This window comes from Sphingomonas albertensis (assembly GCF_014358075.1).
Taxonomy (GTDB): Bacteria; Pseudomonadota; Alphaproteobacteria; order Sphingomonadales; family Sphingomonadaceae; genus Sphingomonas; species Sphingomonas albertensis.
This window is the reverse complement of record NZ_JACONT010000005.1, coordinates 40,094-65,521: the sequence shown is the minus strand read 5'-3', so window position 1 is coordinate 65,521 and position 25,428 is coordinate 40,094. Positions and strand designations below refer to the sequence as shown.

The following is a 25,428-nucleotide window of genomic DNA, read 5'->3' as shown; positions in this document are numbered from 1 at the left end:
CGAAGGGATATGCTGCGCCGCACCTAAGCCACGCCTAGGCTGCGGCGTGCTCGGCAACGGCGATCGCGGTTAGGTCGCCGTCATAGCCATCGAGGAAGCTCGGCAGCCCGCCGATCGGCACCTGATGACGCTGGGCATGCCGCAGCACGTCGGTGAACGTCGCGAGTCGGCCAGTATCGAAATTGGCGCCAAAGACGAGTTTAACGATCTGCGCCATCGCCGCAGCCTCTCCCGGCAGGCACGCGGTGGACAGCAGGGCGGCGAGATCGTCGCCTTCATCCTCGGCCGCGACGGCAAAATCATGCGCCCGACCCAATGCTCTGTGCAACGCGGCGCGGCTGCGGGCTTCGGCGGCACGGAAATGCGCGGCGCTCTCGCGCGCCACCGCCAGGTGCTCGCCCAGCGGTCCGGTCGGCACTACCCCCGAGGGCAGCGTATCCGAGGACAGCGTATCCGAGGGCAGGGGGTCGTCGAGCACGAGCTCCTGCATGACCGGAGCCGCGCTGTCGAAGCCGCCGCTCGGACCATCGGCCCAGACCTGCGCGGCCTCGCCCGAGGCCTGCGGCGTCGCGCGGACGGCGGCGTCGAGTTCGGCCGCCAGCGTCGCCTGCATGTCGGCGTCCGCGAGTTCCTTCCAGTTGATCACGCCAAAGATGAAGTCGATCGTTTCGCCGGACGATGCGAACGGCATGAGGATGCCGCGGTAGAGCGTCGTGCGCCCACGGCTGCTGACGAATTCCGCCTCGAAGCCGATCGGCGCGCGATTGGCGATGATCTGGAGATAATGATCGGTGAGGCGCGACAGCAGCGACCGGCTCGGCACGTCGGCGATCGTCGCAATCGGTCCCTCCAGCCCGCATTCCTCGCGCAGCGCCCGACCGAGATACGCGATCTTCGGGTCGCCCATGCCATGGCTGAAATCGAGCAGTACGCTGTGCGGGCCGAAATCGGTGATCGTCTCGGGCTCGAGGTTCGCGATCGACGGATAGGGGCGTCCGTCGAGCAGCGACACCCAGTGATTATAGGCGCGGACATGCATCCGCCGCTCGTCGCCGCCGAGATCGAACATCACGTCGTTGACGCCTGCGTCCGCCACGTCGTGCGCGGGGGCCGTAGCGCCGGGCCGGCTGTCATCTCGCCCGCGTACCGTATTCATACCAAACGCCCCCAAATTCACGGTAAGGCATATACGAGGTCATGGTAAAAGACCCGTAAATACGCAAACCGCTTGTCAGCGCGAAAACCCCCTGTTATGCGCCGCCCCCTCGACCGGAGACATCCGTCGTCGGGCCGCTTTAGCTCAGCTGGTAGAGCATCGCATTCGTAATGCGGGGGTCACAGGTTCGAGTCCTGTAAGCGGCACCATCGACATCTTGTTGAAAACAATCACATTTTTTTGTCTCCTGCCAGCTTTCCAGCGGCGACAACTCCGGTAGCGTTCCGGTGCATCGAGCCCGGAGCAAGCTTCTCAATCGAGGCGATGATGTGGTTCAGGGCGCGCACGACTGTCGGGAATTCACCGATGGCGTAGACCTCGGTTTGGCTTCCGGCACGGTGGCCCATGAAGCCTTCCAGATCCCACTTCTCCGCGCCGTTGTTGCGGGCGAGCGTTGCGAGGCTGTGACGCAGCAGGTATGGACGCCACTCGCGACCGGCCGGCATTTCGATATTCTTGAGCATCGTATCCCACGCGCGATCAACGTCTTGAATGGCGCGACCGTGATAGTTCACGAGCCAGCCCCGACCGGCGCGATCCGGTATCTTCAGCGCCATGTACGTCTCGTATTCTTCGCGCAGCCAGCGATCGAGCAGCGGCAGCACCGGCAGAACAGCGCGATGTTTCTTGTTCTGCGTGCGCCCCTGGGGATTGAGGTCGATCGTCGGTGAGCCGGGCCACCACTGCTCGCGATCCGGGGCGACGCTGATGTCGACGACCGCACCAGGGCGCGCGATCGTGCAGACCGAAGCAACGAGGAAAGCGTGGAGCGAACCGCGCTGACGATCAGGCTCGGCTGCATAGGCGAACATTTTCGCCAGCTCCTCGACACCGATTCGCGTGCGGCGCTGCCGCTGTACTTGGCGGGCTGGGAGCGGTTTGTAGATGGGTCGCTTGTCGGAGCGCGCAGGCTCCGCGTTCGCGGCATGATTTAAGACGGCGATCAACTGCGCGATCGATGCCTCGGTCGCGGCCGGCGAGCGCGGCCGGGACACAGTCACTTCGCCCTTGCCATTTCGCCATTCGACCGGCTGCAATCGAGACCAGGCGCGGAAGGCGTTGACGAAGACGGTGCCGCACGCAGTGGCGCAGCTCGTGGAGTGACCGAAGCGACTTTCCGCGCCCAAAGCCTGCTCCGCATCGAGGAACGCGACGGCATGTGCCAGCCGGCCCGAGATTGTGTCGGCTGAGGCACGCGTGTTGCCCCACTCGATTTTATAGTCTGCGATGGCGTCGGTCAGCAGATACGCCTGCGCCTGCGCGAGCGGCTGACCGCATGCGTGGCAGAACGCTGGTGCTTCGTTCTTGTCAGCTAGGTAGACCCTGTCGAGCGCCAGAATGCCCGCCGCTACGTCGCGTGTAGCCGTCGACGTGCTGCGCTCGCGTCGCGTTTCGCTGTCGTACCACCAGATGTAGAGATTGGGGGTCCGAAGGGTTCCGTCTGCCCGTTCATCTGCTGCAAGCCAGTATTTTCCTCTTTGGTAAAGCGGCGGAGTGCGTCGCGACATTGTGTCTGTTCTTTCAGGTAGTCGGCTACTGTGCGATTGATGATGTCGAAGAGCCCGAGGCTCCCGAGTAGGTCGAGGTCGGGTGAGTCTATCCGAAGCCCTTTCCCTCGCTCGGCAGCGCGGGTCATTTTCCCTGCTAGCTTCACGATTGATGGGGCGTTCATGCTGCCCCCTTGGCAGCGGTCCCGCCGACGCTCTTCGTGCTTTCGAACACACGACCATTCCGGCTACTTGGCTCTTTGTACTTGCGGTCAGGGTTAAGCGTCTTGCCGGCGACGGGTGGCGTTGCGCGAACGGTACGCGGAGCCTGCCGATTATCGATCGCTGCAACGGAAGCTGCTGTTGGGGCGGCCATTGACTTGGCGTTCATCATCAAATGCGTTCCGGCAAGGTGGTGACGTTCTCGGAAGCGCGTTCCGAGCGAAGGTAAGGGCGGACGTGTCGAAATTAGCGGGTGCGCTTGGCCTTTGGCGGTCGCAGGCGCGGCTTGCTGGTTACGCTGTACGCCTCGAGTAGCGACAGCCACCAGCGGACCAATAAAACTTGGGAAGCCTCGCTAACCGGGCAGGGCCTCGGCACCGACTCCAACGAAGCGTACGGGCCAGCCGGGTTGCTAGGTCCCACGATCATGCGGAAGTTCCGTCTTTCGAACGGTTCCAGACTTCGTATAGAACGGCTGTGACGTCGACAGCGATCATGGACTTTGCGCCATCCCCGGTGGCCTCGTCGCTCGCTTCCGCGCCCCATGCAAAGCGATATTCCTCGCCTTCGCCGGTCCGCCAAAAATAGGTCATTTCTTCAAGGTCGGCGCTGTAGCCAGCGGGATCATCCGCGTCTGGTTGCTCGGTGACGGTCAAATAAGCGTCCAGGTGCCGGTAAAAGTCCTCGCGTTCCATCTTCTCCCGGATTTCGATGATTTCGCGAGTCAGGCGCCTTTCTCCGTGAATTTCACCTGCTGCTGCGAGCATAGCCGTCTTAAGTTCCTCTCGCTGCTCTGCTTCGGAAAGCGCGACGGACGCTTCCACAATGCGCGGGTGCTGGTCACGATCGAAGCCTGGTGAGTTTACGAGGTCCCGTAACTCTGCCCGCTTCAACTCGCTCGCGACGAAATTGCCTTCGATGATAAAAAGCGACCACAGGCCATAAACTTGGTCACGGTTCAGACCAAATCCGTCGAAATAGGCAATGGCCTCGCGATAGACGCGGCCTATCGAAAGCATCCCCTCAATATTCACCCCGAGGATACGGAGCTGGTTCATGATCGCGGCGATATTCGCCTCATACCAAGGAAAGCGGAGCTTGAAGCCGGTCCCCGTAGGCGCTGCAATCGGACGCAGCACACCCCCGCGAACCCAAAACGTCATTACGTCTCGAGGAATTTCAGCCTTGGCCATGATATCGCCGCGTAGAATCGGCTCGTGGTTAGGCATCGGCCTTCCTCGTGAACAACTGCTACCAGCCATAAGTGACAAAAAGTCACTCTGCAAGACGTGATTAAAAATGCTTTGCCCGTCAGGGTGTACGAAACGATGATGCGGTATCGAGCTAAACCGCTTTATTTTTGCCGGTCAGCGGATCGAGCGCGTGTTCGGTCACCTGAAACGTAACCTTAAGCTACGAACGCTCAAGCTGCGGGGCCTGGCCGGAGCAGTCGAGGAGTTCACTTTGGCTGCCGCGACATACAATCTCGGCTGCTTGCCCGGCAGGAATCGCCGGTCTGATACGCGGCGCTTCTTACAAAGCCATTCGTTACCAGCCATCGGTGACGCCGATCCCACGCAAGCGTTTTCAACAGTCTCAGTCGGTTTTACATCGTCAGATTGCTCATTTTTGGTGGAAAGCGGTCTGGCCGCTTTGGGGCGCAATCGGCGAAAGAGGACGTTCGTTCAGGTGACGGGGCAGGGGGCTGCACCGCCCGTATCTGGTAGATAACGGAATGGTAGCTCAGAGGCGGGTATTGCGGGAAGTTGCCCTTCATTCAGACTCGCATGATCAGCGGATAAGAGATCGACGTATCCACCAGTGATGGTGCTTGCCGCGATGCCGGTGATGTCGCGCATTTCGCTCAGCTAGCGCTTCTCGCTAAGGCGGGTGCCGCAAGGAACGTACCCCTTTGCGCAGATGCCCGATGGCCTGTTAAGCCTTCGAGGCCGTGTTGAGCAGTCACCTCATTTCCAAGCTGCCGACCTACCTGGTTCGGCTTCAGCTCACCTATCAAAACGCAGGTGAGCGCCGTCTCTCCGAGATCATCCTGCATTGTCATTACGCCACGATCGAGGATGCGGCTTACGACAACTGGAATGGCGGCATGTACGGGCACGATGTGGTCCTGTTCCTGCCAGTAGAAACGCTGTCCTTCGTGGGGCTGGACGAGCTGGAGGAGGTCCGTAAGCGGCTGCTTGCCGACCTGAACACGCTAGGCGACGGGATCGACAACGAGTGGTTCAATGCGTTGCGCCTAGACCTGAACGACGACAATGATCCCGAATACCAGCGCGCCGTTCCGTTCTCCAAAAAGCTACCCGTCAACCCTGATGCCGTCGAGTTCTGGAAGCCGGGTCTTGCGCGTGTGTTCGTCAGTCACCGCGATCTCTACAAGAAGGAAGCTCGTGAACTCGGTGAGGCGCTGGAGGAGTATGGCATGTCCTGCTTCATCGCTCACGACACGATTGCGCCGCTTGCTGAGTGGCGGGACGAGATCATGAAGGGGCTGGAGACGATGGAGGCGATGATCGTCTTCATGACGGACGACTTCCAGGATAGCCTCTGGTGCCAGCAGGAGGTTGGATACGCGCTTGGCAAGAGCACGCCGATCGTGCCGCTCAAGCTAGGCAGCAAAGACCCGCCTGGCTTTATATCCCATCTCCAGGCGATGCGCGGCAGCATGGATAACCCGTACGCGGCCGCCAAGGGGCTGTTCCCGCTAATCGGGAAGGCTCTCGGGAGGCAGGAGCGCCTTAACGAGGTGTTGATTACTGCCTTCTGCGAGTCCCCCAGCTATTCCGATACCAAGGAGCGGTTTAACCGAATGGAGGCCAGCGTTAAGTCGCTGACCGATGCTCAGCTTCAGCAGATCGTGGCGGCGTTCGCTGGGAACGGCCAACTCAATGGCGCTGGGCATCTGACGAGCAAGTATGAGCGGCTCCGTTATTTTCTCGAAAATGCCACCCGTCGTAAGTTCACGGTTTCACGCGGAGTCATCTCAGAGCAGAAGTCGGCAGCGGCTTTCGCAGACGATGACGCTGATGTGCCGTTCTGAGCGCTACCCCGGAGAAACACGCGCCGATGTCTATCACTACAAACCCGGACAAGCTGGTCGACCTCAGGATCGCATACCTGAACATGATACAGGGTGTGATCTCCCGCATGTCGAGTTTCAGCGCGAGTGCGAAGAACTTCTGTATCACCGTCAACGCTGCCATTATCGCGGTCGCCTTTCAGAAGCAGGTGCCCTGGCTCGGCATGGGAGCGGTCATGGTGCTGGTGCTGTTCGGGCTGATGGACAGCTACTACCTGTCTTTGGAGCGCCGCTACCGCGCACTTTACGAGGACGTGGCAGGTCGGCCACTCGACGCCCTACCGGACATGAGCTTGAAGGCGGGTGCGCCAACCTGGAAATGCTTCGGGGGATCGATCGGCAGTGTGTCCGTGTTCCCGTTTTATCTTTTGCTGATGGCCTCAATGGGCGGCCTGTTGTATCTTGCTAACCATGTGCAGTCCGACTCCTCCAAAGCTGCCGTCGCTGGCGTTGGCGGCCCTGCTGGGTCAGCAAAAGAGCGCGCTCGGCAACCAGCCGCTCTCACCTATCGTGGAGGCGCTCTTGAAGGGCGCAAACCCGCCCCAGCCAAACGCCCTCGGGAGTCTGTTCTCAACGCCGGCACCAACACCAACGCCAGCGCTGGGGAGCCTGTTCGGCCTCGCTAGCCCACCGGCCCTAGGCGCGGGCATTGGCAGCAAGGCGCTTGGCAGCATTGGTTCGCCGGTCCCGCCTATGGCGCCCACGCCGCGCAACGTCTTCTACAGTTTCCACTATGACGACGTCATGCGGGTCAACCACGTCCGGCAGTTAGGTAAGATCAGGCCGACGGATAAGGGGCGGAACCTGACGCCGCGTGATCGGAGCCTGTGGGAGAGCGTCAAGCGCACTGACCCGGCCAACCTCAAGCGGGTCATCAACGCCGGCCTGAGTGGCACATCAACAACCTGCGTGCTGGCCGGCTATCAAACTTGGTCGCGGGAGTGGGTGCGCTATGAGATCGCCCGTAGCTTGATGCGGGGCAACGCGCTGCTCACCGTTTACATCGACGGCTGCAAGTGCCCGAACGAGGGGTATGGTATCCGTGGCAGCAATCCGCTTGCAGCGATGGCGCTCGGCTGGGACAATCGCATCTATGAGCACCGTGGCGGCGAGTGGGTCATCTACCGTGAGGTCGAGGGCAAGGTGCCCGCCTGGCCTAAGTGGTTACCTAGGCCGTCTGAAGGGCGAGTGATGCCTCTAGACCAAGGCGCGCCTGCCTACGACTGGATCACGGATGACGGGTATAACAACCTAATCCGCTGGACTAATTTGGCAGCGTTGAAGGCTGGGAAGTAAGGAGACGTGAAGGCGCCGGCTTGAAGGACCGAAAACTAGCACGGTTCGACTGCAAAGTAGCACCGGAGCCGACGACCGTTTTCGGAAAGGCGTGAGCGCTCGTAAGTGACCGGTTGTAGGTCTCTTTCCAGGCCCGCTTCCTAATGTTGTTGCTATGTTTACACAAAGATGCGGTAAAACGGTGCGGCGAACCGTCTTACCCTAACGGTCTTCGGCATAATGCGGGGCAGTTGGTATGAAGCTGAGCAAAGTTTTCGCAAGGTTCTACAAGTCTTTCAACTTCGACCATCACCGCAAGGCCCATCCCGACGCGCAAGAGCGCGCCTGGGAGATGATCGGCGAGGAGTGGTATCCCTACATCGAAGTCTCGATTGACCGTTTGATCACGACGGTCGTCGGCGCCAACGAGTCGGGCAAGAGCCACCTCCTGAGGGCGATCGAGATCGCGGTTACGGGGGAAGGCTTCCAGCATCAGGACCTCTGCCGCTACTGCGACTTCTTCAACGTCGAGCGCGGCAACGACTTCTGGCCGCATCTCGGGGTCGCGTGGGACGAGGTCACGCCCGACGAAGCGAAGCTGATCGCCGAGGGGCTGGACGAGGCACCACCGCGGTTCACGTCGTTCCAGATGTTTAGGCAGGGCCCGGACGTGCTGCACCTGCTGTTCCCGGATGGGCGTGGAGGGTTCGTGCGTCGCGAACTGGAAGGTGGGGCGGCGCGGTCGTTCGGCAGGAACGTGCTGCCGAAGCCGTTCCGCATACATCCCGGCGTGGGGCTGCCCGGCGCGCTTCCTGTCGACCAAGTCGCGCCGCCCGAGGGGCGGCCATCACGGGGCCGATCGCATGACCGCAGCCTCATCGCGCTGGGTAAGGCGGTCTACGAGCAATGGCGTCAGAGCCCGAGCGATTTCGCGCAGCGTAGCGCCGGCATCGTGCCATCGCTGGCCGGGATCTTCTCAGAGATCGATGAGGATGGATCAGTGTCGGACTCGGAGGCCCTTTCCTTCGATCTCGCGCGCAGGCTCCTGATCCAGCTTGGCAACGTCGAGCCCGAGCGTCTGCGCGAGCTCTCTCGCTTTCTCTCGATCGGGGAGAATGGACACGCGGCCGCTCTGGCGGACAGCATCAACCATCAGCTCGAGCGGCGTTTGAATTTCCCGAAGTTCTGGGTGCAAGATAAGGACTTCCAGCTCGTCGTCACGCCGCACGAGCAGGAACTCGTCTTCACGATCCGGGACCGCACGGGTACGCAGTACACCTTCGACGAGCGCAGCGAGGGGCTGAAGTACTTCCTCTCCTACTTCATCCAGTCCCAGACCCATCAGCCCGATGCCGTCCGCTCGGAAATCCTGCTAATGGATGAGCCGGACACCTTCCTGTCGGCAGAGGCGCAGCAGGACCTGCTTAAGATCTTTGCCGAGTTTGCCGAGCCCCAGTCGGGCGCGAGGCCGGTGCAGGTCGTATACGTGACGCACTCGCCATTCCTCCTCGATAAGAACCACGCTGAGCGGATTCGCGTGTTGCAGAAGGGGCGCGGCAGCGACGGCACCCGCGTCATCGGCAACGCCTCGCAGAACCACTACGAGCCGCTCCGATCCGCCATCGGCGCATACGTCGGCGAGACGGCCTTCATCGGGGCGTGCAACCTCCTGGTGGAAGGCGTGTCCGACCAGGTGCTTCTCGCCGGAATGTCGCGGGTCATTCAGCGCGGCGAGCGGGTGGGTGAGGCCGAGGTGCTCGACCTCAACAGGATCGTGCTGGTGCCGTGCGGCTCGGCGAGCCACGTGCCGTACATGCTCTACCTAGTGCGGGGACGCGACAGCGACATCCCGCCGGTGCTCGTGCTCCTGGATTCGGACGGCAGCGGCGACGAGGCGGCGGCCGTGCTCCGCGACGACCCCGCCATGTCGCGGCTGATCAAGCCCGAGTTCCGGATGCAGATCGGCGACTTCGACCTTCTGGCCGACGAGCAAAGGAAGGTTCTGGAGCCCGAGGACCTTATCCCCGTCGACCTGGCGGTCGCGGCGGTCCACCGCTACTTCGAGCAGGTGAGCCGGTTCCGCGAAGGACCAGCGCGCACGGTGGACGGCGACGCCATTGCGGCGCTGGTCTCCGGCGGCGCCGGCCTCGTGGCGGCGCTGAAGGCCGTGGCGAAGGCGCAGGGTTCGCACGTCGACAAGATCGGGTTCGCGCGCGCGGTCGTGGAGCTCTGCGGAAGGCCGCCCGAAGGTCTCGGCGCGTCGGTCGACGTCCTCAAGGCGCGCATGCGCCGGCTCTTCGTTGAGCTGAACGCGCGTCGACGCAGGGCCGAGCAGGAGCGGCTCCGAGACAAGGCCACCCAGCGTGTTGAGCAGCAGCGCAAGATATTCTTTCGCGACAACCCAGATGGCGCGACCAGGGAGCAGGCCGTGTTTCTGCTCGAGCGGATCGAGGAGGTGCTGGACGACTCGCTCGACGCGGAGGCGATCCGGCAGGACATGCTGTCCCTGCGCCATCGCTTCGACCTCGGTGGCGATCCGCTAGAGCCGGTGCCTGACTATCCCGGCTTTAAGCGCAGGATGGACGTACTGAAGGACGCCCTGTCGAGGTCGACGGACGAGGAGGCGGTCGGGTTGCCCGCCGTGACCGAGGCCGCCGCACGTGACCCAAGACCGAAGGCGTCCCGCCCAAGGACCGAGCGCGCGACGGTTGGTGGTCGCGGGTCGCCGGCGCCGCGACGCCGCCGAGCGCCGCGAGAGCCGTCGGCCGAATAACAAGGAGATCGGCGGAAATGGGGCATGAACGAATGGCAAAAGGCAGGAAGTGGCCATGACATCCCGAATAGCCGAAAGTGGGTCTTGCCTGTCACCTGACCAAGGGTGATATTTAGGACGGGGCGGAGCTGAATAGCTGGAACTCATGCGTATGCGTCAGCCAAGCGGCTTTAGTTCACCCGCTATGGCCAGCAAAGCGCGCAACCCTGCGGGTAGCTGCCGTCGTCCGGAATAGTAGAGGTAGAAGCCGGGCCCCGTCGTTGCCCAATCGGTTAGCAGCAGACGCAAGTTTCCATCGGTGACATGCTTGGCAAACAGTGGCTCAAGCCCGAACGTCAGACCTGCACCGTTCAACGCCATCGCTAGCGTCGATCGGCTGTCATCGGCTGTCATCGCGCTTTTGATGGGCACGTCGAAGTCACCCTCCGGCCCCTCGAACTCCCAACGGTAGATACTGTCGTCACCGAGCCGAACCCCGAGGCAACGGTGGTGCTTCAACTCCTCCGGATGGGTTGGCGTGCCATGTTCGTCCAGATAGCGCGGGGATGCCGCGACGACCCATCTGAGGTCGGCGGAAAGACGCTGCGCGATCATGTCTTCAGGAACGGTGCCACCATAGCGCACGCCTGCGTCGAACCCTTCACCGACGACATCGATGATACGGTTGCTGGAGACAAGGTCGACCTCGATATCGGGGTGGCGGCGAGACAGCTCGGCAAGCACGGGACCGAGAACTAGCGTTACCGCATCGACGACGGCGTTGATGCGGATCTTGCCGCCAGGAGTGGCACGAAGCCGATCGAGGCTTTCAAGTGCGGACCCGATGTCAGCAAATGAGCCGGAGACCGACTGCTCAAGCGCCTTACCAGCCGACGTCAGGGTAACGGAGCGGTTGGTCCGGTTGATCAGACGGACGCCCGCGCGCTCTTCAAAACCTTTAAGGGCGTGGCTGACCGCGGAGGCTGATACGCCAAGCTCCAAACCGGCCAAGCGGAAATTCCGATGACGCGCGATCGCCAAAAAATAGGCAAGGTCCGTCAGATTGGTACGGGTAACAAGCATACGCCAATGCTGAACTTGATTCATCGTTGCATCAAGTGGCGCATGGGTAACTCGCCATGCTTGAAAGCGTTTAATGATCCTAAGCGGCGCCCGTTGGCGCCCCCCGGAGGATTGCCGATGGCCAGTGAGACTTTCCAATTGTCACGAAGGGAGATGCTGATGAGCAGCGCCACGACGGCTGCAGTATCCTCTATCGTAAGCGAAACGGCCGCGGCCGCGCCGCGTGTGAAAGCCGTGCCGACGTACAAGGTCGCTATGACGGTGAACGGCAAGCCTCACCGACTGACGCTCGATCCGCGTACGACCCTGCTCGATGCCCTGCGCGAACATCTGCACCTGACCGGCACCAAGAAGGGCTGCGATCACGGGCAGTGCGGTGCCTGCACGGTCATCGTTAATGGGGAGCGGATCAACGCCTGCCTCAGTCTCGCCGTCCAGCATGAAGGCGATGCCGTGACCACGATCGAGGGCCTTGGCACCCCGGAGCGTCTGCATCCGATGCAGGCTGCCTTCGTGAAGCACGACGGGTACCAATGCGGCTACTGCACGCCGGGGCAGATCTGCTCTGCGGTCGCTGTGCTGGAGGAAATCAAGCGTGGCATTCCAAGCCATGCACAGGCCGATCTGATGGCAGCGCCACAGCCGAACGGTTCCGAGATGCGCGAGCGGATGAGTGGCAACATCTGCCGCTGCGGCGCCTATTCCAACATCGCCGAGGCGATGGCCGAAATCGCAGGAACGCGGGTATGAGAAGCTTCACTTACGAGCGAGCCTCGACGCCTGCCGACGCGGCTCGGATAGTCGCAAGCATTCCCGGCGCACGGTTCCTGGCAGGCGGTACAAACCTGCTCGATCTGATGAAGCTGGAGATCGAGACGCCCACCCATCTGGTGGACGTGCAGGACCTTAAGCTCGACCGGATCGAACCGACAGACGCCGGTGGGCTGCGGATCGGTGCGCTCGTCAGCAACACGGCGTTGGCGAGCGAGGAGCGGGTGCGACGCGACTATGGCGTACTCAGCCGCGCGATCGTCGCGGGGGCGTCGGGCCAGTTGCGCAACAAGGCGACGACCGCCGGCAATCTGCTTCAGCGGACGCGGTGCCCGTATTTCTACGATACCAACCAACCATGCAACAAGCGCAAGCCCGGGTCGGGCTGTGCCGCGATCGATGGCTATTCGCGCCAGCTGGCTGTCATCGGATCGAGCGAGGCGTGTATCGCTACGTATCCAGGCGACATGGCGGTTGCGATGCGGGTGCTCGATGCCACCGTTGAGACCGTGCGAGCGGACGGGAAGGCACGATCCATCTCGATCGAGAGCTTCCATACGCTGCCGGGCAACGCACCCGAGCGCGACAATGTGCTCGATCATGGCGAACTGATCACCGCGGTAACATTGCCCCGTCCGGTTGGCGGTACGCACGTCTACCGCAAGGTGCGCGACCGCGCGTCCTACGCGTTTGCGCTCGTGTCGGTCGCCGCCATTGTCCAGCGTGACGGCAGCGGGCGCGCTGCGTTTGGGGGTGTCGCCCATCGGCCATGGCGGGTGGAGGCAGCGGAGGCCGCCATGTCGCGCGGCGCGGTCGAGATGTCCCGCACGGTGTTCGCAGATGCGCGGCCGACCGCTGACAACGCGTTCAAGATTCCGCTCGCTACGCGCACGCTCGCCGCAGTCCTTGCAGAGGTGAAGCCATGATCTTCGACAAACCCGCAGGCGCCAATCCGACCGATCGGATGAAGGTGCTCGGCAAGCCACTCGATCGCTACGAGGGGCATCTCAAAACCACCGGCACGGCGACCTATGCCTATGAATGGCAGAATGTCGCGCCCGGCTTTGCCTATGGCTACATCCTCGGCGCTGCGATCGCCAAGGGTCGGATCACGACAATAGACACGCGCGATGCCGAACGCGCGCCCGGGGTAGTTGGGGTCGTCACCTATCTGAATGTTGGTAAACCCGGGGTCGGCAAGTTCTACGTTCAGAAGATGCTCGCTGCGCCCGAGGTGGAGCATTACCATCAACCGGTCGCCGTCGTCGTCGCCGAGACCTTCGAACAGGCTCGTGCCGCCGCCGCGCTGGTCCGTGTCGACTATCAACGGACGGCTGGACAGTTCGATCTAGCAGCGCAGAACGGCAGCGCGCCCGTCCCGCCGGAAGGCGAGTATGGCGGTCCCAACGAGAAGCAGGTCGGCGACTTCGTTAAGGCGTTCGCCGCGGCGCCGGTCAAGGTCGACGAGACCTACACCGTGCCCGATCAGGCGCACGCGATGATGGAGCCGCATGCCTCGATCGCCGAATGGGACGGCGACCGGGTGACGTGCTGGACATCGATCCAGCAGATGAACTGGGGAACGCGCGATTTGGGGCTGATTCTCGGTATCCCCAAGCAGAACGTCCACCTGATCTCGCCCTACATCGGCGGGGGCTTTGGCGGTAAGGGGACCGTGCAGATCGATCTCGCGCTGGCAGCGATCGCCGCGCGCGTGGTCAAGCGCCCGGTAAAGATCGCGCTGCAACGTCCGATCATGTTCAACACGACGATCCACCGGCCCAAGACGATCCAGCGTGTGCAACTGGGGGCGGGCCGTGACGGGCGGCTGACGGCGATCGGTCACGATAGCCTGTCGGGCAACCTCATCGGTGGGCGTACGGAGCCGACCGTTACCTCCACGCGGACGCTGTACGCCGGCGCGAACCGGCTGACGCGGATGCGGCTGGCGACGCTTGATCTTGCCGAAGGCAATGCGATGCGTGCGCCGGGCGAAGCGCCTGGGCTGATGGCGCTCGAGGTCGCGATGGACGAGCTGGCGGAAAAGCTGAAGATGGATCCGATCGAGCTTCGCGTCTTGAACGATACGCAGGTCGATCCGGAGAACCCAGACAAGCCTTTCTCGACCCGAGCCTTTGCCCGCTGCCTGCGCGAGGGTGCGGAGCGCTTCGGCTGGGACAAGCGCCAAAGCAAGCCCGGCAAGGTCCGCGAGGGACAATGGCTGATCGGTATGGGCATGGCGGGCGCAATTCGTGGCGGCAAGATCGCCAAGGCAGGCGCACGGGCCCGGCTCGACCGGCACGGCGTGGTCACGATCGAGACCGACATGACGGACATCGGCACCGGCAGCTACACGGTCGTCCAGCAGACCGCGGCCGAGATGATGGGCGTCATGCCCGACCGGATCGTCGTCAAACTCGGAGACTCCACCTTCCCTGAAACGCCAGGGTCGGGCGGGCAGCAGGGCGCGCCTTCTGTGACAGCAGGTGTCTATGCGGCGTGCATGAAGCTGCGCGAGACGGTCGCGCAGCGGCTCGGCTTCAACACCACCAACGTCGACTTTGCCGAGGGGCAAGTCCGCAGCGGTAACCGGTCGGTAAAGCTCGCTGACGCGGCGAAGAACGGCGATATTGTGGTCGAGGACCTGATGGAGTTCGCCAAGCTCGCCGATCAGTTCCAACAGCAGACCTTCGGGGCGCATTTCGCTGAGGTCGCGGTCGACGCATACACTGGCGAGGTCCGGGTACGGCGTATGCTCGCAGTGTGCGCGGCGGGGCGAATCCTCAACGCAAAGACCGCACGAAGTCAGGTGATCGGTGGGATGGTGATGGGCGTCGGTGCGGCGCTGATGGAGGACATGGCGATCGACAAACGCTTCGGTTTCTTCGTGAACCACGATCTCGCTGGCTACGAGGTGCCCGTGCATGCCGATATCCCGCATCTCGACGCCTTTTTCATCGACGAGGTCGATCCAACGATCTCGCCGGTAAAGGCCAAGGGCGTGGGCGAGCTGGGTCTGACCGGGGTCGCGCCCGCGGTCGCCAATGCGATCTACAACGCAACAGGCGTCCGCGTGCGCGAGTATCCGATCACGCTCGAGAAGCACCTCGACGCGCTGCCGGTGCTAACGTGATGCGCCTGCTGAAATTCGGCACGGTCGTCGGCTTGCTGCTGCCCGTCAGCTTCGCTCAAGCCCAAAGAGGACCTCCCGACATGACCATCGCCCGCAAATCCGAGATGAAGACCGTCGACGGGCCGGAGGCGAATTTTACCGGCAAGGTTACGATCTCCGGGCGATTCCAGCGCGACGACCCGTCGCGCGTCTCTGGCGCGATCGTCCATTTCGAGCCCGGCGCCCGGAGTGCCTGGCACACGCACCCCGCCGGCCAGACGCTGATCGTGACCGAGGGCATAGGCTGGACGCAAATCGCGGATGGCCCGAAGCTGGAGTTCACCGCGGGCGACATCCTGTGGTGCCCGGCAGACCGGAAGCACTGGCACGGCGCGACGGCGCATCAGGGCATGACGCATGTCGCCATCCAGGAGTCGGCCGACGGCTCGGCCGTGACCTGGATGAACAAGGTGACGGACGCCGAGTATCTCGCGCCGCTCGGAACCGAGTGAACGGTCGCCCCCCCCATCAAACGCGAGTATCTTCCATGACCAATCCCCATCGCTTTTCCGGCAAGGTCGCCTTCGTCACCGGCGCCGCCAGCGGCATCGGCCGCGCGACCGCCGTCGCCTTCGCAACCGAGGGCGCGCAGGTCGCGATCCTCGATCTGACCGAAAATGCCCTGTCCGAAACCGCGGACGCCGTCAGGAACGCCGGCGCACAGGTCCTGGTCCTTGCCTGCGACGTGTCGAAGCCGGACCAGGTCGAGGCGGCGATCGGGCGGGTGATCGAGACCTTCGGCAGTCTCGACATCGCCTTCAACAATGCCGGAGTCGAGAACAACGCGGCGCCGGTCGCGGCGATCGACCTCGCCGAATGGGACCGGATTCTCGACATCAACCTGCGTGGCACGTTCGTCTGCATGAAGCACGAGCTTGCGCAGATGGTGCGTCAGGGTAGCGGCGTGATCGTCAACACGTCGTCGGGGGCTGGTGTCCGGGGGGTGGCGGGCGGAGCGTCCTATGCCGCTTCCAAGCACGCGATCATCGGCCTGACGAAATCAGCCGCGCTCGACTATGCGAAGCAGAATATCCGCGTGAATGCGATCCTGCCGGGCAACATCGAGACGCCGATGATGGATCGCTTCACCAACGGTGACATCCAGAAAGCCATCGATCTCGAGCCGGTCGGTCGTCTGGGAAAGCCCGAGGAGATCGCCGACGCCGTGCTGTGGATGAGCGCGGATCTTGGCGGATTCGTCACCGGTGCCGCAATTTCCGTGGATGGCGGCTGGTCACTTTAACTGCCCAAGTAGAGGCAGACTCAAGACGGTGAGCGCGACAGCCGCTATCAATTCCTGTCTTGCGCCATTTGCTCTTAAATGGAGCGGCGTCGCGAACGGAAAATGAACGAACGGCTGATCTGGAGTTCGCAAATACTGTCGCAAACGTCCGCTTCTGGGTCCGAGCCGACGTGGTCAAACGGTCTTAGCTCGGACATCGCAAGCCTTATCGGCGTGACGGACGGAGGCATCAGAACAAAGCCGTGTCCCGCAGGCGTCGCACTGTCCTCATGCACCGACGGCAGGTGGTTCGTCCTTGTCGGGGTCACGCCCATGCTGTCGGTCGAGGAGACGCATGATCGGCGTCACCGTCAAACCGTGCAGGACGATCGATAACAGCACGACCAGCCCAACCAGCCCCCATAGGCGTTCGGCTCCGACAGCATGGATGTGGTTGAGGCCGTAGGCGAGATAGTAAATCGAGCCGACGCCACGGATACCGAAGAAGGCCAGCGTCAGCTTCTCCGAACGGTCCGCCTCATGCCCTGCCAAGCCAATCATGCCCGTGATCGGCCGGATGACCAGCAGGATCACCAGCGCCGCGAGGACATCCGCCACCGATATTTTCGCCAGCAGCCCATTCACCAGCGCACCACCAAACAGCAGGAGCAAGACCATCATGGCCAGCCGTTCGATCTGCTCGGTGACGTTGTGCATGTCGTGATGGAAATCATGGCTGCGATGCGTGCCGCGGAAGCTGAGCGCGGTCACGAATACGGCCAGGAAGCCGTAGCAGTGGATGATCTCCGTGACGCCGTATGAAATACATGTGGCAGCCAGCGCGATCAGGCCATCGCCGGTTTGGGCGAGCTTGGTCTGCGCGGGCACGTGAAAGGTCAGCCAGCCAAAGCCGCGGCCGATCAGCCAGCCGGCACCGACGCCCGCGCCGATTTCCCACAGCACCCGGTAGCTGAACCATTCGCCCAGCCATGACGTGTCCGTCCCGGCCGCGGCAGCGAGCATGATGGCGAGGTGCACGAAGGGGAATGCCAGACCGTCGTTGAGCCCCGCTTCCGACGTCAGCCCGAACCGAACCTCGTCCTCGTCCTCGCTTTTCGGCGGCCCGACCTGGATATCCGCGGCCAGGACGGGATCGGTCGGCGCCAGGCTCGCGGCGAGCAGAATGGCGATCGCCCAAGGCAGGCCAAGCCCCCATGCGGCCAGTGCGGCGATAGCCAGGATACCAAGCGGCATGGTGATCGCCAGCAGGCGCCAGGTGACCGTCCAGTTCCGCCAGTTGAATACGCGGTCGATCTTCAGGCCTGCCCCCATCAGCGCGATGATGACCACGAACTCGGTGAAGCGCTCGGTGATCTCCGGATAGAGCAACGGCAGCGGCTTCAACGTGACCTGCGGCAGCGAGAACAAGGCGGCCCCGAGCGCGATACATACGATCGGCAGCGACAAAGGTAGCTTGCGCAGGGCCAGAGGCAGCCAGACGACCAAAGCCGTGAGCAGGCCAAATCCCGTCAGGATCAGGATATAGGTATCGGGCAGGCCGGCAGTCGTGGGCATATGTGATAATCCGGCAATCGAAGACGCTGTAACGCGGGAGGCCCGTTCATAGTCGTCCAGGCCTATAGGCGGCGTCTGCCGAGGCGGGTCATCGACACCGCAACACCGGCAGCCAATATCCCCAGAAACAGCCCGGCCGGTCGAATCTTCTGGACCTGCAACACCGTGCTCGAGTCGCGCGCATGGACGGTCTGGCTTCCGCGCAAGGCATCGTCGCGCGGCACGTAGAGGTTGTCGCGTCGGGCCGGGTCGCCGGGATCTTTGGGCTTTTGCTGCAGGACCGTGCCGAGCTTTTCCATGATCCGGTCGCTCAGGCGCGGTGCCGCCCGCGATAGCAGCGAAGACAGCCAGCCGCCGCCACCCGCATACAGCGTGCGGCGCTGCGTCTCGCACGCGAACAATATGGCATCGGCGACGACGGACGGCGCGTATAGCGGCGGCGGCAGGCGCGGCGGCTGATCCATGAAGTTGCGCGCGTGCTCGGGAAACGGCGTATCGATCGCGCCGGGCTTGATCAACGTGACCGAGATACCCGCATCCTCCCGTTCCAATTCCATCCGCAACGTATCGGTCAGCGCCTGAACGGCATGCTTCGTCGCGCTATAGGGGCCCTGCTGGACGATCGTCCGATCGCTGAGAATCGACCCGACATTGATGATGGCCCCGCCGCGTCCGCGCAGATGCCGGGCCGCCACGAGCGAGCCATGCAGCACGCCGAAATAATTGACGTCGAACACCCGGCGGTGATCCGCCAAGGGCACCCGCTCGAGCGTACCATAGGTGCCCGCACCGGCGTTGTTGACCCAGCTATCGAACCCGCCGAACGCGTCATTGGCGACGGTCGCAATACGCTCCACCGCGCTGGGGTCGCTGATATCGGCGACACAGATCGCAATGCGGCCGCCGCCAGCCGACATGCCCTCCGCGAGCGCCTCTAGGGCGGCTGCATTGCGTGACGTGGCGACCACTGCGGCGCCGCGACGTATCGCTTCCTCGACCGTTGCAAGGCCGTTGCCACTGGTCGCGCCGGTAACGACGATGATCTGATCGCGGACGGGCTTCAACCGAACGGCCATGGCGCTCAGCGACCCAGCGGCGAGGTTGCGAAGTCCGCGAGCAACGCCGCGACATCGTCGTAAAGCGCGATCGCGCCCGCAGACTGCAATTGCTCATCGGTGAACTTGCCCGACCGCACGGCGATCGCGGCGATACCGCATTTCGCAGCGGCCTCGACGTCATAGGGCGTGTCGCCGACGACGATGACGTCGGCAGGGGCGATCCCCGGCAGCTTCTGCATCGCGACCGCAAAGATATCCGGTGCGGGCTTCGTCTTCTCGACGTCGTCGCCGCTGGTCGTCGCATCGACCAGATCGCGTGCGTTCAGAAGGTCGATATAGTGATCGACCTCCGCACCCGACGCGGACGACGCGAGGACCACGCGCTGGCCCCGGCCATGCGCCTGCGCCAGCAACGCGTGCGCCTGTGGGAACGGCCTGATCGCCCCCAGATACTTTGCCTTGAAGATCGCGCCATGCGCATCGCCGAGGTCCTTCTGCTGGGCCCCGTCCGTATCGGGCAACAGCGTCGGCACGAGCATGTCGGTACCTTTGCCGATCTGGTCATGGATCACCTGCCGGTCGAACGACTTACCGATGCCCGCGAAGGCTTCCTCCCAGGCGAGCACGTGCATGTCGTTAGAGTCCGCCAGCGTGCCGTCGATATCGAAGAGGATCGCTTTGATCTGCATGATGGTATCCCAAATTCTACGGACGCACCCGCTTGTCCCGATCGTCTGGTCTAAACGATGAGCTTGCCAGCGATGCCGGTGGATAATGATTTCCTCCAACGCGTCGCGGCAGAAGGAGGCCCCGAAACTCCTGCGCATTAATGTCGATTAATGCGAAATATAAGCGCGATCTGCTGCACGGATAGGGAACGATGGGGCTTTCAGATCGCTATATCTCATAATTGAGAATCCGATCCGATAATCTCAATATTTGTTGTATGGATGGGTTCTAAAATCTGCCCTATATCAAGTATAGCTTATTCATGCTTGACGTAGTTTCGGCGATCTTATTACGATCTGCTATGGAAAGTGGGTCGAAGTCATGGGCTCGTGCGACATATATGTCGGTTTTATTGGAGATCGGGTGCCGCCGTCGTCGCTACGGTGTCGGAGGCAGTTCACGCACTTCCGTGGCGCCAGATGCTGCATCTTCACCTCCGCCGGGCTCGTCCCGTACGTTCAACACTGAGGATATTTCATGGCCGACAAGGTTCCGATGCCGGTGAGCGGCAACCCCGATACCAAGGGTGCGCCAGACGGCGTGTCCGGCGTTCCGGAAGGCGATGGCGGGGCTAACGTCCATGGCAGGTCGGCCGGCGGGGAGAGCGGCGGCGGTGCCTATCCCAACCCGCACGCCGGGAAGGTCGCCACGAACACCGGCTTGATGGCGCACGGCGGCCAGACCGACATCGCCTATCACGGCGGTGGCCAGGCCGGCGAAGAGGGCGGTAGTGCGCCGAACGGGGTCGCCAGGTCCGGTGACGGCGCTCGCTCGACGATCGCCGCCGACCCCGATGCCGACCGTAAGCCGCACGCGCTGGCGGACGATGAGAGTTCGATCGACGTCGTCGAGACGTCCGGAATCGCGGAAGCCGAGGCCGAGGGGAAGGTCGGTACCGACGCCCGGTACGAAGCCGAACAGACGCATCCCGGTTCTGGCTGAGCCAGCCGGCACATTTCCAAATTTCCCCGTTGAACCCAGGCAATGGGCCTGGCTCCCGAAAGGACGATCACCATGTCGGCACCCGAAGATCTGAAAGACATCTATACCGACGAACTGAAGGACCTGTGGTCCGCGAACGACCAGATGAAAAAGGTGCTCAAGAAGATCACCGCCAAGGCCAGCGACGATGCGCTAAAGTCGATGCTGACCGATTCGCAGGCAGGCATCGAAAAGCATACCGACGTCCTCAAGGAACTGATCGCGGCCAACGACGAGAAAGTTTCGAAGGAGCATTGCAAGGGCATGGAAGGCCTGGTCGCCGAAGCCACCAAGCATGTCCTCAAGGAAGGGCCGGACAAGGGGCCGTTGCTCGACGTCATGATCATCGCGCAATATCAGCGCATGACGCATTACGGCATTGCCGGCTTCGGCACCGCCGCGGCCTATGCCAAGGCGCTCGGCCTCAAGGACGACCACAAGAAGCTGACCGCGGCCACCAAGGACATCTACGGTGGCGACGAGTATATGACGAAGCTCGCCGAAACGAGCGTCAATCTCCAGGCTGAAGACGCGTAAGTCCGAGCCCGCCGGCCATAGGTCGACGGGCAAACGCGGTTCGCGCTATTAACCCGTCAGGCGGGGCGGCTTGGCTGCAAATCGGATCGACATGAAGATCTCACCGATTCACCCGGAACGAATAGGGGCTTCTTCGTAGTCCCGCGTGCGGTGCGAAGGCCGCGACAGAAGCTCTCTGATGACGACGTCATCCTCGCGGGCCTCGACCGTTACCAGCAATTGCACCTAATGTCTTTATCGTTGAGATCAAACGGATTGATCCAGATTGAGAAGGCGAGAACGTTAGGAACATTGGCGGGTGGCGTCGGTTCCACTTGAAGCTGCGGGTCGCGATTGCCGCAGCATTCTCAGGAGAATGTCATGACCAAGCTTTTCGCGCTGGCAGCGATGATCGCAATGCCGGCTGTCGCAGCCGTGGCGCAGGCGCCGATGGCCGCGCCGACCTATGTGATGAAGGCTGGTGCCGGCGATCAATATGAAATCCAGTCCAGCCGTCTGCTTCTCGCATCGACGAAGAACGCCAAACTCCGGTCGTTCGCGTCGATGATGGTCGCCGACCACACAAAGTCGACCGCGGATGTGAAGGCCGCCGCGATGCGCGCAGGCCTGCACCCCGCGCCGCCCAAGCTCGATGCGATGGGTACCAAGGACGTCGCGGCATTGCGCGCAACCACCGGGACGGCGCGCGACCGGTTGTACGTCGAACAGCAGAAGGCTGCGCATCAACGCGCGCTGACCCTGCACCAGACCTATGCGCAGACTGGGACGGCCGCGCCGCTCAAGACGATCGCGGCATCGATCGCGCCGGTCGTTGAGACGCACATCGGTGAACTCTCCGCGATGTGACTCATGCACGGGCCGGCGACTGCATCTGCACGCCGGCCCGCGTTGCGACTGAGACTTGGCGCCGCGCGTAACCGGCAGGAGATTCGACATGAATGATACCAATCTGCATGGCGACGACGCGCCGCCAAGCACCTGGAAACAAGGCGAACCGCTTGCCGCGAGTGGTATCCCCGAGCGCAAGGGCGACTCGATCGTCGCGCGCGCGGTCACCATCAACCGGCCCGTTGCCGAGGTGTTCGCGTATTTCCGTAACTTCGCGAACCTGCCGACCTTCATGGAGAATGTCGAACGGATCGATACGCTCGACGCCATGCGGTCGCACTGGGTCGTGAAGGCACCCGCGGGAAAGACGGTCGAATGGGATGCCGTCATCACCGACGACGAAGTGGATCGCGTGATTGCATGGACCTCCGAGCCCGGCGCGGGCGTCGCCAATAGCGGGCGCGTGGAGTTTCGCGATGCCGGCGCACGCGGCACGGTCGTCGTCGCGACGATCGCTTATGATCCGCCGGCCGGTATGGTCGGCAAGCTGATCGCCAAGATGTTCCAGCGCGAACCCGCAATTCAGGCGCGCCGGGACCTGCGACGCTTCAAGCAACTGTTGGAAACCGGCGAGATCGCGACCGCGGCGATGAATCGCAAGCAGCACGAAGAGGAACTCTCCTGATGCGCGCACTGGCATGGCACGGTAAGCACGACGTCCGCGTCGACACCGTCGACGACCCCGAGATCGTCAATCCCCGCGACTGCATCATCAAGGTCACCGCGACCGCGATCTGCGGCTCGGATCTGCACCTCTACGACGGCTATATCCCGACGATGCAGGCGGGCGACATCCTCGGCCACGAGTTCATGGGCGAAGTTGTCGAGGTCGGCGCGAAGTCGACGCTGAAGAAGGGCCAGAAGGTCGTCGTGCCGTTCACGATCTCGTGTGGCAGCTGTTATCATTGCGGCAAGCATCAATATTCGGCCTGCGACAACGGCCTGCCTACCGACAACCAGGACATCGCGCAGGAGCTGTATGGTCAGCCGATGGCAGGCCTGTTTGGCTACAGCCACATGACCGGCGGCTATGCCGGAGGCCAGGCCGAATATGTTCGTGTGCCGTTCAGCGACATCGGCCCGATCGTCATTCCCGACGGCGTCGAAGACGAGAAGGTGTTGTTCCTGTCGGACATCCTGCCGACCGGCTGGATGGCGGCGGAGAACGCACAGATCGAGCCGGGCGATACGGTCGCGGTCTGGGGCTGCGGTCCGGTCGGGCTGTTCGCGGTGCAGTCGGCATTCCTGATGGGCGCCGAACGCGTGATCGCTATCGACCATTTCCCGCGCCGTCTGGAACTCGCCCGCAAGTTCGGTGCGGAGACGATCAATTACGAGGAAAGCGCGGTCTATGAGGCGCTGATGGTGATGACCGGCGGGATCGGTCCCGACGCGGTGATCGACAGCGTCGGCTTGGAGGCACACGGCGTCTTCGTCGACAATGTGGTCGACCAAATCAAGGCGTCGACCTTCCTCGGCACCGATCGGACGCACGCGATCCGCCAGGCGATCATCGCCTGCCGCAAGGGCGGACGCGTGTCGATGCCCGCAGTCTATGGCGGGTTCGTCGACAAGTTCCCGCTGGGTGCGTTCATGGAGAAGGGGCTGACGCTCAAGACCGGCCAGACGCACGTCCAGCATTATATGCCCGCGCTGCTCAACGCGATTCTGGAGGGCAAGATCGACACGACCTTCCTGATCTCGCACCGGATGGACCTGGAGGACGCCCCCAAGGGCTATGACATGTTCAAGAACAACCAGAACGAAGTGACAAAGGTCGTGCTCAAGCCCGGCTTCAACTGAGAGGATTCGACATGGCTGAGAAGTTTGCAATCATCACCGGCGCTTCGACGGGCATCGGCTTCGAACTTGCCACCCTGGCGGCCAAGGATGGCTACGACATTCTCGTCGTCGCCAACGAGGCGCTGATCCAGGCCGCTGCGGCCGACTTCAGGCAGTTTGGCACCGAAGTGACCGCCGTCGAGGCGGATCTGTCGACGATCCAAGGCGTCGACGCGCTGCTCGCCGCGACCAACGGCCGCAAGGTCGACGTGCTCTGCGCGAATGCCGGGCATGGCCTGGGCCACGGCTTCCTCGGCCAGCAGGTCGCCGACTGGCGTTTGGTGGTCGACACAAACATCACCGGTACGATCTACCTCGTCCAGAAGGTGCTGCCGGCGATGGTCGCGCGTAACGACGGCAAGGTGCTCGTCGTCGGCTCGGTCGCGGGCTACATCCCCGGCGCCTTCCAGGCGGTGTACAACGGCACCAAGGCGTTCATCGACAGCTTCACCGAGGCGCTGCGCAACGAGATCAAGGACGCCGATGGTGTCACGCTGACGACGCTAATGCCCGGCCCGGTCGACACCGAATTCTTCGACCGCGCCGACATGAACGACACAGACGTCGGCACCGACCCCAACAAAAGCGATCCGGCCGATGTCGCCAAGGATGGCTGGGACGCGCTGATGGGCGGCAAGGCCTCGATCTTTTCGGGTTGGAAGACCAAAGTCCAGGGCGTGCTGGCTAACGTCATTCCAGGATCGGTGCTCGCCGAGCAGCATCGTAAGATGGCGGAGCCGGGCAGCGCCAAAGACTAGGGTCAGCACCATCGATGTTAAACGCGCGATCTGACTCAGGCTCCGCGAGGAGACTGAGGATGAGCGACGGACGGCTGAAGGACTGGCGCCGCGTTGCGGCCGTTCCACGTTCCTCTCCCGATTCACGACAACGATGACGGACGATCATGGGCCAAGCGAGTCAGCGCGGGGGTGAACGAATGTCTGAAGTTGGAAAGCGGGAAAAGGTGCGCGAATGTCCGGGTTTGGGTCGGTAGCTCTCGCGATCAAGAAGCGACCGCGGGCTGCTGCTAAGACCTGAAGGTGACTAACTCGTATGGTCTCGCTGCCCACCTCACAGGTCATATTGCGCCGATCGACTCGCTACTTAAGCGGGAGCGGCTCGGTCGAGCCCGCCTAGGGCGCCACAACCCCAAATACCGCGCAAGAACCCCCGCCTCGCCCGCGCGCTTTTTAGGTGGCTTAGGATGCAGTTCGCGGATCTGGTGCAGCCCGGCGAAAACCTAGCTTTTGTGGGCACTTTCGAGCGTGGCGGTTGGATGCAGATTGCTGCACCTAGATGCAGATATTCGACATGGCGGGGACACGCCCGCGCTGCCGCCTTTTTAGTCGCAAAATCGCGCTAGAATCGGTCTGAGCTGTGGCGTTTTGCGACCACGCTTTCCCATCAGGCCAGCCTGCCGCGCGGGAAAACCCTAATCTCCCTAATCTATCCGGCATATCTCGCATAAGTGTTTACGATAGCACGATATATTAATCAGGGTCGGACCCTTACCTGACCTAA

General features: G+C 62.6%; 22 protein-coding genes, 1 tRNA gene and 1 pseudogene. 17 read left to right on the top strand and 7 right to left on the bottom strand.

Annotated elements, in window-relative coordinates; translation table 11 throughout:
• Positions 1–34: 34 nt before the first annotated feature.
• The gene (locus tag H8S47_RS03905) at positions 35–1,156 is read right to left on the bottom strand and encodes a PAS domain-containing protein (protein ID WP_187502613.1); all 1,122 of its coding nucleotides are present in this window, start codon (positions 1,154–1,156) and stop codon (positions 35–37) included.
• A 133-nt stretch (positions 1,157–1,289) separates the two neighbouring features.
• Between H8S47_RS03905 and H8S47_RS03900 the strand changes: the two genes are divergently transcribed.
• Positions 1,290–1,365: transfer RNA gene (locus H8S47_RS03900), tRNA-Thr, on the top strand.
• A 21-nt stretch (positions 1,366–1,386) separates the two neighbouring features.
• Here the strand turns inward: H8S47_RS03900 and H8S47_RS03895 are convergent.
• The gene (locus H8S47_RS03895) at positions 1,387–2,724 is read right to left on the bottom strand and encodes a site-specific integrase (protein WP_187502612.1); all 1,338 of its coding nucleotides are present in this window, start codon (positions 2,722–2,724) and stop codon (positions 1,387–1,389) included.
• Between the two features lie 626 nt (positions 2,725–3,350).
• Complete coding sequence (locus H8S47_RS03890; protein WP_187502611.1) at positions 3,351–4,154, bottom strand: hypothetical protein; 804 nt, start codon at positions 4,152–4,154, stop codon at positions 3,351–3,353.
• Positions 4,155–4,293: 139 nt separating this feature from the next.
• Between H8S47_RS03890 and H8S47_RS19255 the strand changes: the two are divergent.
• The 5 genes and pseudogenes from H8S47_RS19255 to H8S47_RS03865 form a co-directional block, all read left to right on the top strand.
• Positions 4,294–4,445 (top strand): annotated as a pseudogene (locus H8S47_RS19255) (transposase); the annotation flags it as partial.
• A 434-nt stretch (positions 4,446–4,879) separates the two neighbouring features.
• A complete protein-coding gene (locus H8S47_RS03880) occupies positions 4,880–5,983 on the top strand; it encodes a toll/interleukin-1 receptor domain-containing protein (RefSeq protein WP_187502610.1) in 1,104 nt (367 codons plus the stop codon).
• A gap of 26 nt (positions 5,984–6,009) precedes the next feature.
• Positions 6,010–6,648: a hypothetical protein gene (locus H8S47_RS03875; RefSeq protein ID WP_187502609.1), complete on the top strand. Its 639-nt coding sequence runs from the start codon at positions 6,010–6,012 to the stop codon at positions 6,646–6,648.
• Positions 6,649–6,715: 67 nt separating this feature from the next.
• On the top strand, positions 6,716–7,318 hold the full coding sequence (locus H8S47_RS03870) for a TIR domain-containing protein (RefSeq protein ID WP_187502608.1): 603 nt from the start codon (positions 6,716–6,718) through the stop codon (positions 7,316–7,318).
• Positions 7,319–7,553: 235 nt separating this feature from the next.
• Positions 7,554–10,070: an AAA family ATPase gene (locus tag H8S47_RS03865; RefSeq protein ID WP_187502607.1), complete on the top strand. Its 2,517-nt coding sequence runs from the start codon at positions 7,554–7,556 to the stop codon at positions 10,068–10,070.
• A gap of 156 nt (positions 10,071–10,226) precedes the next feature.
• Here H8S47_RS03865 and H8S47_RS03860 read toward each other — a convergent pair whose 3' ends face one another.
• Positions 10,227–11,156, bottom strand: a complete 930-nt coding sequence (locus H8S47_RS03860) for a LysR family transcriptional regulator (protein WP_235982594.1) — start codon at positions 11,154–11,156, stop codon at positions 10,227–10,229.
• A 93-nt stretch (positions 11,157–11,249) separates the two neighbouring features.
• Between H8S47_RS03860 and paoA the strand changes: the two genes are divergently transcribed.
• Genes paoA through H8S47_RS03835 form a run of 5 tightly spaced genes read left to right on the top strand, consistent with a single transcriptional unit; the run spans position 11,250 to position 16,318 of the window.
• Positions 11,250–11,882 (top strand): aldehyde dehydrogenase iron-sulfur subunit PaoA, encoded by a 633-nt coding sequence (gene paoA, locus H8S47_RS03855; protein WP_187502606.1) that lies wholly within the window; start codon positions 11,250–11,252, stop codon positions 11,880–11,882.
• The gene (locus tag H8S47_RS03850) at positions 11,879–12,829 is read left to right on the top strand and encodes an FAD binding domain-containing protein (protein ID WP_187502605.1); all 951 of its coding nucleotides are present in this window, start codon (positions 11,879–11,881) and stop codon (positions 12,827–12,829) included. Before paoA ends, H8S47_RS03850 begins: the two co-directional genes overlap by 4 nt.
• Entirely contained in the window at positions 12,826–15,036 is a 2,211-nt protein-coding gene (paoC, locus tag H8S47_RS03845) for an aldehyde oxidoreductase molybdenum-binding subunit PaoC (protein ID WP_187502604.1), read from the top strand. Before H8S47_RS03850 ends, paoC begins: the two co-directional genes overlap by 4 nt.
• Positions 15,036–15,527: a (R)-mandelonitrile lyase gene (locus H8S47_RS03840; protein WP_235982592.1), complete on the top strand. Its 492-nt coding sequence runs from the start codon at positions 15,036–15,038 to the stop codon at positions 15,525–15,527. The genes paoC and H8S47_RS03840 overlap by 1 nt, the downstream gene beginning before the upstream one ends.
• A gap of 35 nt (positions 15,528–15,562) precedes the next feature.
• The gene (locus H8S47_RS03835; RefSeq protein ID WP_187502603.1) at positions 15,563–16,318 is read left to right on the top strand and encodes an SDR family NAD(P)-dependent oxidoreductase; all 756 of its coding nucleotides are present in this window, start codon (positions 15,563–15,565) and stop codon (positions 16,316–16,318) included.
• 267 nt (positions 16,319–16,585) lie between these two features.
• On the opposite strand, the gene H8S47_RS03830 is transcribed toward H8S47_RS03835, so the two are convergent.
• The 3 genes from H8S47_RS03830 to H8S47_RS03820 form a co-directional block, all read right to left on the bottom strand.
• On the bottom strand, positions 16,586–17,872 hold the full coding sequence (locus H8S47_RS03830) for a cation:proton antiporter (protein ID WP_187502602.1): 1,287 nt from the start codon (positions 17,870–17,872) through the stop codon (positions 16,586–16,588).
• A 62-nt stretch (positions 17,873–17,934) separates the two neighbouring features.
• A complete protein-coding gene (locus H8S47_RS03825) occupies positions 17,935–18,948 on the bottom strand; it encodes an SDR family oxidoreductase (RefSeq protein WP_187502601.1) in 1,014 nt (337 codons plus the stop codon).
• A gap of 5 nt (positions 18,949–18,953) precedes the next feature.
• A complete protein-coding gene (locus H8S47_RS03820) occupies positions 18,954–19,619 on the bottom strand; it encodes an HAD family hydrolase (RefSeq protein WP_187502600.1) in 666 nt (221 codons plus the stop codon).
• A 517-nt stretch (positions 19,620–20,136) separates the two neighbouring features.
• On the opposite strand from H8S47_RS03820, the gene H8S47_RS03815 reads away from it, so the two are divergent.
• The 6 genes from H8S47_RS03815 (at position 20,137) to H8S47_RS03790 (ending at position 24,665) form a co-directional block, all read left to right on the top strand.
• Positions 20,137–20,601 (top strand): hypothetical protein, encoded by a 465-nt coding sequence (locus tag H8S47_RS03815; protein ID WP_187502599.1) that lies wholly within the window; start codon positions 20,137–20,139, stop codon positions 20,599–20,601.
• Between the two features lie 72 nt (positions 20,602–20,673).
• Positions 20,674–21,177 (top strand): YciE/YciF ferroxidase family protein, encoded by a 504-nt coding sequence (locus tag H8S47_RS03810; RefSeq protein ID WP_187502598.1) that lies wholly within the window; start codon positions 20,674–20,676, stop codon positions 21,175–21,177.
• Positions 21,178–21,537: 360 nt separating this feature from the next.
• Positions 21,538–22,023 carry a DUF4142 domain-containing protein gene (locus H8S47_RS03805; protein ID WP_235982591.1) on the top strand — a complete coding sequence of 162 codons (486 nt, stop codon included), beginning with the start codon at positions 21,538–21,540 and terminating at the stop codon, positions 22,021–22,023.
• Positions 22,024–22,111: 88 nt separating this feature from the next.
• Positions 22,112–22,690, top strand: coding sequence for an SRPBCC family protein (locus tag H8S47_RS03800; RefSeq protein WP_187502597.1), 579 nt, complete (start codon positions 22,112–22,114; stop codon positions 22,688–22,690).
• Positions 22,690–23,868: a zinc-dependent alcohol dehydrogenase gene (locus H8S47_RS03795; protein ID WP_187502596.1), complete on the top strand. Its 1,179-nt coding sequence runs from the start codon at positions 22,690–22,692 to the stop codon at positions 23,866–23,868. Before H8S47_RS03800 ends, H8S47_RS03795 begins: the two co-directional genes overlap by 1 nt.
• A gap of 11 nt (positions 23,869–23,879) precedes the next feature.
• Entirely contained in the window at positions 23,880–24,665 is a 786-nt protein-coding gene (locus tag H8S47_RS03790) for an SDR family NAD(P)-dependent oxidoreductase (RefSeq protein WP_187502595.1), read from the top strand.
• Positions 24,666–25,428: the final 763 nt, after the last annotated feature.

Bases quoted from the DNA above. Each gene is read 5' to 3' on its own strand.
- H8S47_RS03840 (WP_235982592.1), top strand. From the start codon at position 15,036: ATGCGCCTGCTGAAATTCGGCACGGTCGTCGGCTTGCTGCTGCCCGTC.
- H8S47_RS03795 (WP_187502596.1), top strand. From the start codon at position 22,690: ATGCGCGCACTGGCATGGCACGGTAAGCACGACGTCCGCGTCGACACC.
- H8S47_RS03810 (WP_187502598.1), top strand. From the start codon at position 20,674: ATGTCGGCACCCGAAGATCTGAAAGACATCTATACCGACGAACTGAAG.
- H8S47_RS03890 (WP_187502611.1), bottom strand. From the start codon at position 4,154: ATGCCTAACCACGAGCCGATTCTACGCGGCGATATCATGGCCAAGGCT.
- H8S47_RS03805 (WP_235982591.1), top strand. From the start codon at position 21,538: ATGACCAAGCTTTTCGCGCTGGCAGCGATGATCGCAATGCCGGCTGTC.
- H8S47_RS03800 (WP_187502597.1), top strand. From the start codon at position 22,112: ATGAATGATACCAATCTGCATGGCGACGACGCGCCGCCAAGCACCTGG.
- H8S47_RS03875 (WP_187502609.1), top strand. From the start codon at position 6,010: ATGTCTATCACTACAAACCCGGACAAGCTGGTCGACCTCAGGATCGCA.
- H8S47_RS03815 (WP_187502599.1), top strand. From the start codon at position 20,137: ATGGCCGACAAGGTTCCGATGCCGGTGAGCGGCAACCCCGATACCAAG.
- H8S47_RS03830 (WP_187502602.1), bottom strand. From the start codon at position 17,872: ATGCCCACGACTGCCGGCCTGCCCGATACCTATATCCTGATCCTGACG.
- H8S47_RS03905 (WP_187502613.1), bottom strand. From the start codon at position 1,156: ATGAATACGGTACGCGGGCGAGATGACAGCCGGCCCGGCGCTACGGCC.
- paoC (WP_187502604.1), top strand. From the start codon at position 12,826: ATGATCTTCGACAAACCCGCAGGCGCCAATCCGACCGATCGGATGAAG.
- H8S47_RS03860 (WP_235982594.1), bottom strand. From the start codon at position 11,156: ATGAATCAAGTTCAGCATTGGCGTATGCTTGTTACCCGTACCAATCTG.
- paoA (WP_187502606.1), top strand. From the start codon at position 11,250: ATGGCCAGTGAGACTTTCCAATTGTCACGAAGGGAGATGCTGATGAGC.
- H8S47_RS03895 (WP_187502612.1), bottom strand. From the start codon at position 2,724: ATGTCGCGACGCACTCCGCCGCTTTACCAAAGAGGAAAATACTGGCTT.
- H8S47_RS03820 (WP_187502600.1), bottom strand. From the start codon at position 19,619: ATGCAGATCAAAGCGATCCTCTTCGATATCGACGGCACGCTGGCGGAC.
- H8S47_RS03850 (WP_187502605.1), top strand. From the start codon at position 11,879: ATGAGAAGCTTCACTTACGAGCGAGCCTCGACGCCTGCCGACGCGGCT.
- H8S47_RS03790 (WP_187502595.1), top strand. From the start codon at position 23,880: ATGGCTGAGAAGTTTGCAATCATCACCGGCGCTTCGACGGGCATCGGC.
- H8S47_RS03870 (WP_187502608.1), top strand. From the start codon at position 6,716: ATGGCGCCCACGCCGCGCAACGTCTTCTACAGTTTCCACTATGACGAC.
- H8S47_RS03865 (WP_187502607.1), top strand. From the start codon at position 7,554: ATGAAGCTGAGCAAAGTTTTCGCAAGGTTCTACAAGTCTTTCAACTTC.
- H8S47_RS03825 (WP_187502601.1), bottom strand. From the start codon at position 18,948: ATGGCCGTTCGGTTGAAGCCCGTCCGCGATCAGATCATCGTCGTTACC.
- H8S47_RS03835 (WP_187502603.1), top strand. From the start codon at position 15,563: ATGACCAATCCCCATCGCTTTTCCGGCAAGGTCGCCTTCGTCACCGGC.